Genomic DNA, 13,026 nt, shown 5'->3' on the forward strand with positions numbered 1-13,026 from the left:
TCATCCCGCGTTTGACATGTTGCAAACGAATTGGAATGATGCCAGCAATCAAATCTGCTTATGATGGATTTTCATGCGCCCAACCCTCGACAGCGATCTGCTGCGCACCTTTGTCGCCATCGCCGAGGCCGGCAATTTCACCAGGGCGGCCGAGCAGGCCGGCCGCACCCAGTCGGCCGTGTCGATGCAGATGAAGAAGCTCGAAGAGCTGGTCGGCGACAGCCTGTTCGAGCGCGGCTCACGTGGCGTCGCGCTGACGCGGCGTGGTGGCGAACTGATCGTCAATGCCCGCCGCATCGTCTCGCTGCTCGATGAAACGGCGGCGTCGATGGCGGCGGCGCCGCTCGGCGGGCCGGTGCGCATCGGCATTCCGGAGGAATATGGCCACGCCATCCTGTCGCGCGCGCTGGGCGCATTCTCGAAACGCCACACCAAGGTCGAGGTCACCGTGCGCTACGCGCATTCGGAGGCGCAGCTGGCAGCGCTCGCCGCCGGCGAACTCGATCTATGCGTCGTGTTCGAATGGCAGGATCCGGCCGGCGGCGAAGTGCTGATGCACGACCCGACGGTCTGGGTGACGTCGACGCTGCATCACATGCACGAGGAACGGCCGGTGCCGATCGCGCTCTACAACCGGGTCAGCTGGTGCAAGGACTTTGCCATAAAATCGCTGGAGCAGCGCGGTCTTGCCTACCGTGTCGCCTATACCAGCGACACCACCGGCGGCCTGAAGCTCGCCGTCACCTCGGGGCTGGCGATCGCGCCGATCTCGCGCAGCAACATTCCGGACGGCTGCCGCGAACTGACGTCGGCCGACGGCTTTGGCGACATCGATTCCTCCAATGTGGTGATGCATCGCAGCCCGAACGCGTCAGGCGAGGCGATCGACGGCATGCAGGAGGCGATCCGCGAAGCGTTCGTCAACCGGCAAGGTCAGTCTCTGACATCCTCATAGAAGGTCAGGCGGTTGCCGAACGGATCGGCGACCGTGACCTCCTTCGTCTTCCAAGGGGTCTCCTCCAACCCCGGCCTGGCAAAGCGGTACTTTCTTTCGGTCAACTCGTGGTGGAGTCCCGCAATGTCGGTCGTCTCGATCCGGAGATGAGAGCCCGGCGCGCCGTCGCCATGATGTTCGCTCAGATGCAAGACGCAGCCGTCGCGATAAATGCCTGTGTAAAGCGGCGTCTTGTCTTCGTAGCGGTGTTCGAACTGCACTTCGAAACCGAGAAAATCGAGGTAGAATTCATGCGCCTTGGCAACATCGAAGATGCGCAGGATGGGCGTGACAGTACCGAGCTTCGGCATGGTGTTGCAACCGTTCGAGAGGGGGGCGGGCGGGGCTTGGGGGCGGCGGTCCCTATTTCAGCTCAAGCAGCCGTTCGAGATAGCTGCGCTCGATATCGGGGCTGAGCGCGTTGCCGAGCCGCTTGCGGATCGCTTCCAAGATCTGGCGCGCGCGCTGGACGTCGATCTCGTCGGGGACCTTCACCGAATCGCCGAAATCCGGACCCTGGCTGGCGCGCGGCCGGCCGAGCGGGTCGCGGTCGGCATTCTGCTGACGCCCGCCTTCCTGGCTGCCGCCCTGGTCGCCTTGCATGGCCTGCATCTGCTTCATCATGTCCTTGGCGCCCTTGCGCAGCGCCTCGAGCGCCCGGCCCTGGTGCCCGACGGCCTCGTCGCCCTGGCCCTCGCCAAGCGCCTGCTCGGCGCTGCCCATGGACTTGCCGGCCTCGCCAAATCCTTCATTGGGCTCCATGCCCATGCCTTCGAGGCTCTTCTTCAGCTTATCGAGATCGCTCTTCAGCTGGCCCTGGCCTTCCTGCAACTGCTTCAGCGCATCGGCGAATTCCTGCGGCGTCATCGGCTTCGGCCTCGCCAGCGGATCGCGGTCCTGGCCAACGCCTGGCTTGTCCTGGTCTTCGCCGCCGCCCTGGCCAAGTTGCTCGTCGCGGTTCTCTCCGCGCTGGCGCTCACCGCGCTGCATCTGGTCCATGCGGAAGGTGTCGTTCATCATCTCCTGCTGGCGCCGCAGGATTTCGCCGAGCTTGTCCATCTGCTGGCGCATCTGGCTGTCCTGCTCACCGCCCTGCTGCTGACGGCCGGCCTGGAGATTGTTCATCATGTCCTGCAGCTGCGACAGCAATTGCTGCGCCTTGTCGCGATCGCCCGATTTCGCCAGATTCTCGATCTGGTCCATCATCCGGTCGATGTCGCTCTGGCGCAGTTCCTGGCCGTTCTGCTGCATCTGCGGCGCATTCGGGTTCTGCTTGGCGCGTTCGGCGAATTCCTGCAGGAACTGGTTCATCGCCTCGCGCAGTTCCTTCATCGCTTTTTCGATTTCCTGGTCGCTGGCGCCGTTCTTGATGGCGTCCTGCAGGGCCTGCTGCGCCTGGCGCAGCCGCTTCTCGGCGGCCGAGAGGTTGCCCTCCTCGATGCCGAGCGCGATTTCCCAGAGATAGGCGACCTCGCTGCGCAGCTGATCGTCGTTGCCGGCCAGCTTCAGCCGGCTGCGCGCGCTCATGATGGCGAGGTAGTGGGACATGTTGTCGAACGTGTCTTCGGGCCGCAGCGTGATGGCGTCGATCAGGTCAACCACGCGGGGCTTGGCATTGGCGTCGAGCGCCAACAGGCGGCGCTGTTCGATCACCGCCCGCGCCAGCGGATTGGCGAACGGCCGCTCGGGCATCACCAGCGTCTTGGTTTCGCTCGACGCGGTGTGGCCGGCGTCGTCGGTGGCGACCAGCGTCAGCTTGATGCTGCTGCCGGCCCAGACATGCTCGGTCAGGTCCTTGGTGGTCTTGGCGGCATTCGACTTGCCGCCGCGGCGCGGCAGCGCCAGCGGCATTTCGGGCGGGCCGTAGAGTGGATGCGCATCCGGCGCCTGCGGGTCGGCCTGTTCGAAGACCGCCTTGGCGGTGGCGGCGCCGTAATCGTCGTCGATCTGGTAGTTGAGTTCGAAGGCGCCGTTGGCGGCGCGCTTGGGCTCGCCGACGAAGCGGATCTGCGGCGGCTTGTCCGCGATCACGGCGAAGGCCCAGCGGCCGAGCTGGTCCTCGCCCGATTTCAGAGTCAGCGTGCCGTCGCCGGTCAGCTTGCCGGTGAACTGGCGCACCTTTGATGGCGCCGCCGGGCTCACGGCTGGCTTGGCGGTGGCGGCCTGCGGTCCGGCCGGGTCGATGGTGCGAGCATTGCCATCCTTGTCGGCATAGGCGAGCGTTTCCTCGCCCGAGCCTCCGGTGACGCGCAAGGAGACGTCGCTGCCCTCGGGACATGAAACGTCGGCGTCGCCTGGTTGGCGTCGGCGGTCAGGAAGATCGGCGGCTTGCCGGTGTAGGCCGGCGGCGTCACCCACGCATCGATGCGCGGCGGCACGGCATCATGCGCGCCGTGGGCGCTGAAGCCGTCAGTCATCCTGCCGCCGGTCGGCCCGAAGGAGAAGGCAAAGGCGGTGACGAGCAGGAGCGCCGCCACGGCGCGCAGCCCCCAAGGGTCGCGCTCCGGTACGCGCGTGCGCGGCAGGTCGGCGCCGAGGCTATCGAGCCTTGCCGCCATTCGCTTCTGGTGTTCGCGCCACAGCGCCTGCGAGAAGCTGCTTTCCCGGCCGCTTGGCCGGTCAGACTGCACCAGCACGGGGCTGTGCAGCAGTTCGTTGGCGGCCTCGATGCGGCGGTCGACCTCGGCGGGCCCAGGCAAGCGGAAGAAGCGCAACGGATAGAGCGCCGCCAGCCCTGCCAGGCCGAATGCCGCGACAAGGCCGATGCGCGCGATATCCGGTAGACGGGAGAAAACGCCGAACCAGGAGATGCTCAGGAACAGGCTGGCGACAATGATCAGCGGCAGCAGCAGCGGCCAGCCGCGCTCGACCATCATCGAGACCCGCGTCGCCAGCCGGCTGAGCGCAAGGCGCCCGGCGAGACCGCGATCGCTAGAGGTGGGTCGTTGCGTCATCGGCCCTTCCTGGAATCAGGCGGGATAGCCCGATCCTCACGACTCGAAGAATACCAGCAAACACGGCAAAGGCGAGGCGCTTTCAAAAAACGTGAAGCCCGCCGAAATGGTTGCGATCAGAAATTGGCGGGGTTCGCGTTGGCGCCACAGACCAGTACGGCGACGCGTTCACCCGGTGCCGGCGTGTAGCGGCCGGACAGGATCGCGGCGAAGGCCGCCGCACCGCCCGGCTCGGAGATGATGCGCACCCGGTTCCACAGCGCCTTCTGGGCGGCGATGATGTCGTCGTCGCTGACCAGGATGGAGCGTTCGACGAAGGCTTCGGCGATCGGGAACATCATTTCGCCGACGCGCTTTGGCGCCAGCGAATCGGCGGCGATGCCTTCCGCCGGCGCGTCGACGGGACGGCCGGCCTCGAAGGCGCGATGCAGCGTCGGCGCGCCCTCCGGCTCGATGGCGATGATGCGGATGCGGCCGGCATACCAGGCGGCGATGCCGCCAATCAGGCCGCCACCGCCGACGGCGACCAGCAGCGTGTCGATCTCAGGCAAGTCATTCTCGATCTCGAGCCCGAGCGTGCCCTGGCCGACCAGCGTCTCCTCCTGGTTGAAGGCGTGGATCTGCAAGGCGCCGGTTTCCTGCGCGAAGCGCTCGCTGGCGGCCAGCGCCTCGGCATAGCGAGCACCACCGACCACCAGGTCGGCGCCATAGAAGCGAATGCGGTCCAGCTTGGCCTGTGGGCTCACTTCGGGAACGAAGATGGTCGCCTTGTGGCCGAGCCGCATCGCGGCATAGGCGACGGCGGCGCCATGATTGCCGCCCGAGGCGGCGACGACACCGGCCGCAGGGACTGGCCTTTCCAGCAGATTGGTGAAGGCGCCGCGCGCCTTGAACGAGCCGGAATGCTGCAGGCATTCGAGCTTCAGGTCGACCGCCAGCGACGGCCGGTCGAAGTCGGCCATGTCGACGCGCAGCACTGGCGTGTGCCTGATATAGGGTCGGATGCGCGGTTCCATCGCGGCAATGCGTTCGCGTGTGACGGTGCTGCCCTGCGACATGGCGATCTCCTCGGGATTGACAGTAATTAGTAACTTGGCAAAATGGCTAAATGCAAGAGGTTGATGTCTTCAAGGCGATCGCCAACGAGCGCAGGCTGCAGATACTCGACTGGCTGAAGGATCCGCGCGCGCATTTCCCGGCCCAGGCGGACGGCGATCTGGTCGAGGACGGCGTTTGCGCGCTGCTGATCGCCGAGAAGCTCGGCATCACGCAGGCGACGCTCTCCGAGCATATGCGCGTGCTCACCCAGGCCGGCCTGCTGCGGCCCAAGCGCATCAAGCAATGGACGTTCTACCGCCGCGACGAAGACAGGATCGCCGACACAAGGGCGCTCCTCCAGAACCGGCTGTAGCGCCGCCGACGGACGCTTCTACGCAAGCCAGTCGGGCACCGAATCCAACCCGATCAGATCGTCGTAGGTCAGGCGCGGACGCACGACATGGAAGCGGTCACCGTCGACCAGCACCTCGGGCACCAGCAGGCGGGTGTTGTAGGTGCCGGCCTGCACCGCGCCATAGGCACCGGCCGTGGAAACGGCGACGAGATCGCCGGCCTTCAGCCTGGGCAAGTCACGATCGAGGCCGAGATAGTCGCCGGTCTCGCAGACCTGGCCGACCACGTCGACCATCATGCGCGGCGTGTCGGCCGGCGGCTGCACGACCGGCTTGATGTCGTGGAAGGCATCGTAGAGCGTCGGCCGGATCAGATCGTTCATGGCGGCGTCGACGACCAGGAAATTCTTGGCGTCGCCTTCCTTCACGAAGATCACTTCCGAGACGAGGATGCCGGCATTGCCAACGATCAGCCGGCCCGGCTCGAACATCACCTTCAGGCCGAGCTTGGTGACATGCTTCCTGACGATCTGGGCATAGGCATCGGGCAAAGGCGGCGGGTTGTTGTCGACGCGGTAGGGAATGCCCAGCCCACCGCCGAGATCGACATGCTCGATGGCATGGCCGTCGGCGCGTAGCGTGCCGACCAGATCGACCAGCAAAGCGAAGGCGTCGTCGAAGGGCTGCAACTCGGTGATCTGGCTACCGATATGGGTGTCGATGCCGGTGATCTTGATGCCCGGAAGCGTCGCCGCCCGGGCATAGACCTGCCGCGCCCGCTGCCACGCAATACCGAACTTGTTCTCGGCCTTGCCGGTCGAGATCTTCTTGTGAGTTTTGGCGTCGACATCGGGATTGATGCGCAGCGAGATCGGCGCCACCTTGCCGAGCGCCACGGCTCGGGCCGACAGGAGCTCGAGTTCCGGCTCGGATTCGACGTTGAAGCAAAGGATGCCGGCTTCCAGCGCAAAGTCCATTTCGCGCGCGGTCTTGCCGACACCGGAGAACAGGATCTTGCCGGCCGGGACGCCGGCGGCCAGCGCCCGGCGCAATTCGCCTTCCGAGACCACGTCGGCGCCGGCGCCGAGCTTGGCCAGGGTGCGCAGCACGGCCTGGTTGGAATTGGCCTTCATGGCGTAGCAGACCAGCGTGTCGAGGCCGGCAAAGGCCTGGGCGAACACACGGTAATGCCTGGTCAGCGTGGCTGTGGAATAGCAATAGAACGGCGTGCCGACCTGAGCGGCGATATCGGGGATTGCCCACGTCCTCGGCATGCAGCACGCCGTCGCGGTAGTCGAAATGGTTCACGAGAGTGGTTCCGGAAAGTTGGAGCACGAAGAGATCGGGTTTAGAAGACCAAACCCGGTCTGATCGGTTCTAGATCAGCGGGTCGAGGATGAACTTCTTGTCCTTGACCGGTTTTTCCGGCTCTGGCGGCAGCGGCTGCTTGGCCCTTTCGGCATCCTTGCGCGCCTGTTCGGCCGCTTCATAGGGCGTGTCGAGACCAGCCTTGCGGCCGCAGGCGGTCACGGCGGCCATCGCCACCAGCAGCGTCAGCGTCACCAAAATCCTGCTTCCGGTCATCGATCCATCCGTCCGAAACGTTTTGTCAGCCGCCGCTTTTAGCCGAGTTCTCGGCGTATTGCACCCCGGATATTGCCGGTTGCAATATCCCGGATATTGCCGGTTGCAATATCGGGCATCACGCCTTTGCGATGCGCTTTTTCCAGTAGCGGATCTGCTTCCTCACTTCCGACGGCGCGGTACCGCCGAAGCTGGTGCGGCTCTTGACCGAGTTCTGCACTGCCAGCACCGAGAAAATATCCGATGTGATGCCGGGGTTGATCGACTGCAGATCCTCCAGCGAAAGCTTTTCCAGGCTCACCTTCTTCTCCTCGGCCAGCGCCACGGCGCGGCCGGTGACATGATGCGCCTCGCGGAACGGCAGGCCGAGCGTGCGCACCAGCCAGTCGGCGAGGTCGGTCGCGGTGGCGTGGCCGGAGCCGGCGGCCTTCTTCATCGCGGCGGCGTTGATCGTCATGTCCGAGACCATGCCGGTCATCGCCGCCAGCATCAGGTCGAGCGTCTCGGCGGCGTCGAAGACCGATTCCTTGTCTTCCTGCATGTCCTTGCCATAGGTCAAAGGCATGCCCTTCATCACTGTCAGCAGGCCGACCAGATGGCCGTTGACGCGGCCGGTCTTGCCGCGCACCAGTTCGGCGGCGTCGGGGTTCTTCTTCTGCGGCATGATCGAGGAGCCGGTGGAAAACGAGTCCGAGAGCCTGATGAAGCCGAATTGCGGCGTCGACCAGATGATGATCTCCTCGGCGAGCCGCGACAGATGCGTGGCGCAGATCGCCGCCATGGCGAGGAAGTCCAGCGCGAAATCGCGATCGGAAACGCTATCCAGCGAATTGCGCATCGGCTCGCGGAAGCCGAGCGCCTTGGCGGTCTGGTGGCGGTCGATGGGGAAGCTGGTGCCGGCGAGGGCGGCGGCACCCAGCGGGCTCTCATCCATGCGTTCGATGGCGTCACGCACGCGCGACAGGTCACGCGCAAACATCTCGACATAGGCCATGCAGTGATGGCCGAAGGTCACCGGCTGCGCCGCCTGCATATGGGTAAAGCCCGGCATCACGGTCGCCGCGTGCTCATCGGCCCGCTCGAGCAGCGCCGTGATCAGGCCTTTCAACGCCTCGGCGACGCGGAAACATTCGTCCTTGACCCAGAGCCTCAAATCGACCGCCACCTGGTCGTTGCGCGAACGCGCGGTGTGCAGGCGGCCGGCGGCCGGGCCGATCAGGTCGGCGAGGCGGGCCTCGACATTCATGTGGATGTCTTCGAGCTTGGTCGAAAACTCGAAGCTGCCGGCCTCGATCTCTTTCAGGATCGTGTTCAGGCCGTGAGCGATTTTTTCTTGATCGGCCGCCGAAATAATGCCCGTTTGCGCCAGCATCTCGCTATGGGCGATCGAGCCGCGGATGTCCTGCGCGTAGAGTTTGCGGTCGAACGAGATCGACGCGTTGATCGCTTCCATGATCGCGGCCGGACCCGAGGCAAATCGTCCGCCCCACATCTGGTTGCTGGTCTTCTTGTCGCTCATCGCTATAAAACCCGTGCTTCGGAGCAGTTTTGAGAAAATGGCAGACGGAAACAGATTTTTCCCGGCCCCGCGCCTGATCCTCGCCGCTTTGGTGGCGGGAGCGCTGGCCGGCGCGGTCGCGGTATATGTCAGCGAGAGCCGGTCTGGCAACAATGCACCGGCCCAGGTGGCGGCCGGCGACAGCAAGGATGATGTCGCCTGTGCCGCCAAGAGCGACCGCGCCAAGAAGATCGCGGCCGCGGCCACCGGCGAAGTCGCCGCCCTTTTGCCCGCCGATCCGCCGCAGTCGATGAAGAGCCTTGCCTTCAATGGTCCGGACGGCAAGCCGATGACGATCGCCGACCACGCCGGCAAGACGGTGCTGCTCAACCTCTGGGCAACATGGTGCGCGCCGTGCCGCGCCGAAATGCCGGCGCTCGATGCGCTGCAGAAGGAGAAAGGCAGCGATACCTTTCAGGTCGTTGCCGTCAATGTCGATGCCGGCGACGATGTGAAGCCGAAGAAGTTTCTCAAGGACACAGGCGTCAGTGCGCTCGGCTACTACCGGGATTCGACGGTGGCACTGTTCAACGACCTCAAGGCGCGCGGCCTGGCGCTCGGCCTTCCCGTCACCATGCTGATCGACGGCGAAGGTTGCCTGATCGCGCATATGAACGGTCCGGCCGAATGGTCGGGACCTGACGCCAAGCGGCTGGTCGAGACAGCACTCGGTTCGTGAACCTCATGCCTGTATTCGGCAGCCTGTCGCCCAAAACCGAATTCGGTATTGGGCTGCTGACATCAGGCTGAGCGCACGCTTGGCTTGAGCAATACGAGACTGCCATCCCGACGGTCGACGCGCGCCGGAGTGCGCTTGCCGTTGCCGGTCAGGTCGTCGAACGCCTCGATCGGCGCCGGCTTGCCCAGATAGTAGCCCTGGCCGATCTCGCAGGCTTCGGCGTCCAGGAACTTCAGCTCGCCAAGTGTCTCGACACCTTCGGCAAGAACCGGCAAGCCAAGGCCGCGCCCCAACCCCAGCACGGCGCGCACGATCGCGGCGACCTGGCCGTTGGTGTCGACTGCCTTGATGAAGGAGGAGTCGATCTTAATCTTGTCGAAGGGGAAGGCGCGCAGGTTGGAGAGCGAGGAATAGCCGGTTCCGAAATCGTCCATGGCCACGCGCACGCCGAGCGACTTGACCTGCCGCAGGGTTGCCAGCGCACGCGGCATGTCCTTCACCAGCGCGGTTTCGGTGATCTCGAGTTCCAGCCTTGTCGGAGCAAGACCTGTTCTTAGCAAGGTCTCGTGGACCTTGCGGCTGAAATTGGGATTGTGAAGCTGGACGGCGGAGACGTTGACGGCGACCGTCAGCGGATTTTCCCAGCGGGCGGCTTCCTCGCAGGCCGCGTCGAGCACCCAGTCGCCGATCTGCCCAATGGCGCCGCTGTCTTCGGCCACCGGGATGAATATTGCCGGGGAGACGTCGCCGCGTTCGGGATGGCGCCAGCGGATCAGGGCTTCGAAGCCGACCATCCTGCCGCTGCTGATCTCCTTCTGCGGCTGGTAGACGAGGTAGAATTCGCCGCGGACGACGGCCTGGCGCAATTCGTGCTCCATAATGCGCTTGTCGCGGGCTTCGGCACCCATCGACGCCTCGAAATACCGATAGGTGTCCCGGCCTTCGGTCTTGGCGCGGTAGAGCGCCGTATCGGCATGGCTGATCAGGCTGGTCTGGTCCTCGGCATCGAGCGGATAGACCGCGATGCCGATACTGGCCGAGACCAGCCCGCCGCCAGCCGCGGCCCGGTTCTCTTCACGCATGGCGGCGAGCAGCGCCCCCGCGATGCGGCCCGCTGCCTGCGGGTCGGGCAGGTTGGGGGCAATGATGGCGAATTCGTCGCCGCCGAGGCGCGCAAGCATCTGGCCGTGGCGCAGAACGCCGGCAGCGCAGGTCGCCACCTTCTGCAGCATCGCGTCGCCGGCGCCATGTCCGTAAAGGTCGTTGACCTCCTTGAAACGGTCGAGGTCGAACAAAAGAAGCGCAAGATGCCGGGATTTGGCGCCCTTGTCGGGGTTGGCGTTCCGGTTCATCGACGCGATTTCCGCGTCGAGACGGCTGGAAAAGGAGCGGCGGTTTGCAAGTCCCGTCAGCGGGTCGAAATGGGCGAGGCGCAGGATCTCCTCTTCCGCCTTCTTGCGTTCACGGATGTCGCGGACGGCGATGACGTTGTGGGGCTTGCCGCAATAGTCGATGCTTCGGGCGATCAGCTCGACGGGAATTCGCGTTCCGTCGCGGTTCCTCAACTCCGACTCCCACGGCTGGCCTTCCAGGCTGGCCGCGTCGCTTGCGGTGCGTTCGTCGAAGAGTTCGCCCAGTTCCATGCCGTTCAGTGTCGCGGCCAGCGTGCCGGTCAGCTTGCCCATGCTGTCATTGGCGCTGACGACGCGGTCGCCGTCGCAGACGATCAGGCCCTCAACGGCGGCATTGGCCAGGCCGTGCATGCGGTCGACTTCGAGCTTCTGGCGCCGGAAGCGCAAATCGATCCACAGCGCCGATGCCGACAGCACCAGGATCACCAGCGTGGCGGCGGCCGCCGCGAAGGCCTGCGAGGTCGGCTCGATCGTGTATTCGGATATGACGATCGAGGAATCGGGAAAGATCGAGACGGCCCCCATGGCGATGAAATGCAAGGTGCAGATCGCCAGCGTCAGCAGCACCGCGCCGACGGATGTTGCCACCAAGGAGGGACGGTGCAGAACGACATGCAGCGCCAGCGCCGCAAGCACTACGCCCGCCAGCAAGGAAACGGCGACAAGCAACAGGTTCCATTCGATCCGGCCCTGGACCTCGAATGCCGCCATGCCGATGTAGTGCATGGCCGCGATACCGCCGCCCAGAACGGCGCCGCCGACGAGACGATACTCGAGCTCGTCCCGCAAGGTGGCGATCCACATGCCGGCCGCCGTCAGCGCGACCGAGGCGGCGAGCGACAGCACGGAAAGCCACGGATCGTAGGCACTGGGTATGCCCGGCGTGAACGCAAGCATGGCGATGAAATGCGTTGCCCAGATGCCGAAACCGGTCGAAGTCGCCGCGATCATCAGCCAGGCCAGCCGGTTCCGGTCTGTCGAGCGGCTGATGTGGCGAAGCAGGCTGACAGCAGAGAAACAAGAAATCCCGCAGATCAGCGCGGCAAGTGCGACCAGTCTCAGATCGTGCTGGTTCACGATGCAATTGTAGACGGTCAACATCTTATTTCCCCAAGCCCATTGGAAATAAAAAACGAAATATGACTGAATAATGCTTGGCTGTTGAAGGATCGATGAAGTCGGCTGCAACCATAGCGTGTTTTCCCGGCGCATCATGGCTGCCGGGAAGACGGGCTTTTTCGGGTCGAGGCCAGCTATTTCAGGCGAATGGTCACCGCCAGGGCTTCATGATCCGAACTCGGACTGCCGTCCGGCGATATGGCGGCGATAACGGCGGGCGCGCTGGCGAGGAGGTCGCGGGTGAAGAACCAGTCGATGCGGCCGACCGGCGTCCCGGGCTCACGCCGTTGGGTGGGCAGGTCGAGGTTGTTGGCGGCCTGCCAGTCAAAGCCGCTCCCGGCGAGGACCGCGAACAGCGGCTCGTGGCGTTCAACATCGATCAGCCGGCCCGGTTCGGCCGCGACCCGCGCCAGCCAGGCCGCCGGATCGCCATGGCGCTCCTCATGGCTTGCGGTCAGCGTATTGAAGTCGCCGCCAAGCAGCACCGGCGCTTCCGGATCATATTTGTCGATGGCGTCGAGGAGGTGGCGCGTCTGGATGGCCCTGCCGGCCGGATCGGTACGGTTTTCCAGATGCACCGAGACGACCGTCACCCTGCGGTTGCCGATCTGCACCTGGCCACCGATCGCCATGCGCCCGCCGATGCGCGGCTGGCCGCGTTCCGGCCGGAACCAGCCGCCGGCGGCATCGAGACGCACCAGGAAGGGACGGAGCAGCGGGACGGCACTGGTCACGGCATTGCCGTGAAAAGCCTTCCGCATTGGCCGCCTCGCCGGTGGCCGAACGCTCGGCCTCATTGCCGCCGCCGAGTTCGACGAACTCGACGCCATAGGCAAAGGCATGGCCGAGCCGGTCGGCCAGGGTGCGCAGCGGATGGCCATTGCCGGAGCGCGCCATGCCCTGGTCGACTTCGGACAACAGCACGATGTCGGGGGCCTGCGCGGCAAGCGTTGCCGCGATGGCATCGACATGACGCAGCCGCTCGACGTTCCAGGTCACCACCTTCAGGGCCTCGCCAGCGCTCCCGCGCGATGCCGTACCGCCGATTTCGATCTGGCCGAGGGCCGGAATGGCGGCGGCATGGCGCAAATGGGTGGCGCTGTCGCGCGGGCCCTCGCGCATCGCCTGTCTGTCGGCGATGGACACATGCGTCAGCTGCTGCACCAGCATTTGGTAATTCCTTTAGCCGGATAATCATAGCGGCCGATCATGGTCTTTACGTCACCGACGCTCGCCCTAGCTACCTAGGACGCCGGTGTGACGTTTTGATGCCGGCCAAGCCGCCGAGGGAGAGGAGCGAGCAGCTGTGCAAAGGCCGAAGGCCCACAACAGAAC

10 protein-coding genes and 2 pseudogenes are annotated in these 13,026 nt (G+C 65.0%); 4 read left to right on the plus strand and 8 right to left on the minus strand.

Features of this window, described 5'->3' with window-relative positions:
* Positions 1-73: 73 nt before the first annotated feature.
* A complete protein-coding gene (locus AC0V8S_RS09000; RefSeq protein ID WP_475437458.1) occupies positions 74-955 on the plus strand; it encodes a LysR family transcriptional regulator in 882 nt (293 codons plus the stop codon).
* Here the strand turns inward: AC0V8S_RS09000 and AC0V8S_RS09005 are convergent.
* The 3 genes and pseudogenes from AC0V8S_RS09005 to AC0V8S_RS09015 all read right to left on the minus strand — a co-directional run bounded on the left by AC0V8S_RS09005 (position 934) and on the right by AC0V8S_RS09015 (position 5,006).
* Positions 934-1,305 carry a glyoxalase superfamily protein gene (locus AC0V8S_RS09005; RefSeq protein ID WP_475437459.1) on the minus strand — a complete coding sequence of 124 codons (372 nt, stop codon included), beginning with the start codon at positions 1,303-1,305 and terminating at the stop codon, positions 934-936. The two genes, AC0V8S_RS09000 and AC0V8S_RS09005, sit on opposite strands and share 22 nt — an antisense overlap.
* A gap of 52 nt (positions 1,306-1,357) precedes the next feature.
* Positions 1,358-3,948: pseudogene (locus AC0V8S_RS09010) on the minus strand (TIGR02302 family protein).
* A gap of 116 nt (positions 3,949-4,064) precedes the next feature.
* On the minus strand, positions 4,065-5,006 hold the full coding sequence (locus AC0V8S_RS09015) for a threonine/serine dehydratase (RefSeq protein WP_475437460.1): 942 nt from the start codon (positions 5,004-5,006) through the stop codon (positions 4,065-4,067).
* Positions 5,007-5,056: 50 nt separating this feature from the next.
* Between AC0V8S_RS09015 and AC0V8S_RS09020 the strand changes: the two genes are divergently transcribed.
* Positions 5,057-5,359, plus strand: coding sequence for an ArsR/SmtB family transcription factor (locus AC0V8S_RS09020; RefSeq protein ID WP_096450709.1), 303 nt, complete (start codon positions 5,057-5,059; stop codon positions 5,357-5,359).
* 18 nt (positions 5,360-5,377) lie between these two features.
* On the opposite strand, the pseudogene lysA reads toward AC0V8S_RS09020, so the two are convergent.
* From lysA to argH, 3 genes and pseudogenes are all read right to left on the minus strand, one after another.
* Positions 5,378-6,647 (minus strand): annotated as a pseudogene (gene lysA / locus AC0V8S_RS09025) (diaminopimelate decarboxylase).
* Between the two features lie 69 nt (positions 6,648-6,716).
* Positions 6,717-6,923 carry a hypothetical protein gene (locus tag AC0V8S_RS09030; protein WP_095199694.1) on the minus strand — a complete coding sequence of 69 codons (207 nt, stop codon included), beginning with the start codon at positions 6,921-6,923 and terminating at the stop codon, positions 6,717-6,719.
* A 118-nt stretch (positions 6,924-7,041) separates the two neighbouring features.
* Entirely contained in the window at positions 7,042-8,442 is a 1,401-nt protein-coding gene (gene argH / locus AC0V8S_RS09035) for an argininosuccinate lyase (protein WP_475437461.1), read from the minus strand.
* Between the two features lie 37 nt (positions 8,443-8,479).
* Between argH and tlpA the strand changes: the two genes are divergently transcribed.
* The gene (gene tlpA, locus AC0V8S_RS09040; protein WP_475437462.1) at positions 8,480-9,160 is read left to right on the plus strand and encodes a thiol:disulfide interchange protein TlpA; all 681 of its coding nucleotides are present in this window, start codon (positions 8,480-8,482) and stop codon (positions 9,158-9,160) included.
* A gap of 62 nt (positions 9,161-9,222) precedes the next feature.
* Here the strand turns inward: tlpA and AC0V8S_RS09045 are convergent, their stop codons facing one another.
* Together AC0V8S_RS09045 and AC0V8S_RS09050 are read right to left on the minus strand one after the other, a co-directional pair.
* A complete protein-coding gene (locus AC0V8S_RS09045; RefSeq protein WP_475437463.1) occupies positions 9,223-11,673 on the minus strand; it encodes a putative bifunctional diguanylate cyclase/phosphodiesterase in 2,451 nt (816 codons plus the stop codon).
* 152 nt (positions 11,674-11,825) lie between these two features.
* On the minus strand, positions 11,826-12,452 hold the full coding sequence (locus AC0V8S_RS09050) for an endonuclease/exonuclease/phosphatase family protein (protein WP_475437464.1): 627 nt from the start codon (positions 12,450-12,452) through the stop codon (positions 11,826-11,828).
* 79 nt (positions 12,453-12,531) lie between these two features.
* Between AC0V8S_RS09050 and AC0V8S_RS09055 the strand changes: the two genes are divergently transcribed.
* A complete protein-coding gene (locus AC0V8S_RS09055) occupies positions 12,532-12,885 on the plus strand; it encodes a hypothetical protein (protein ID WP_475437465.1) in 354 nt (117 codons plus the stop codon).
* The last annotated feature ends 141 nt before the right edge of the window (positions 12,886-13,026 follow it).

It is taken from the genome of Mesorhizobium oxytropidicola, assembly GCF_056174625.1.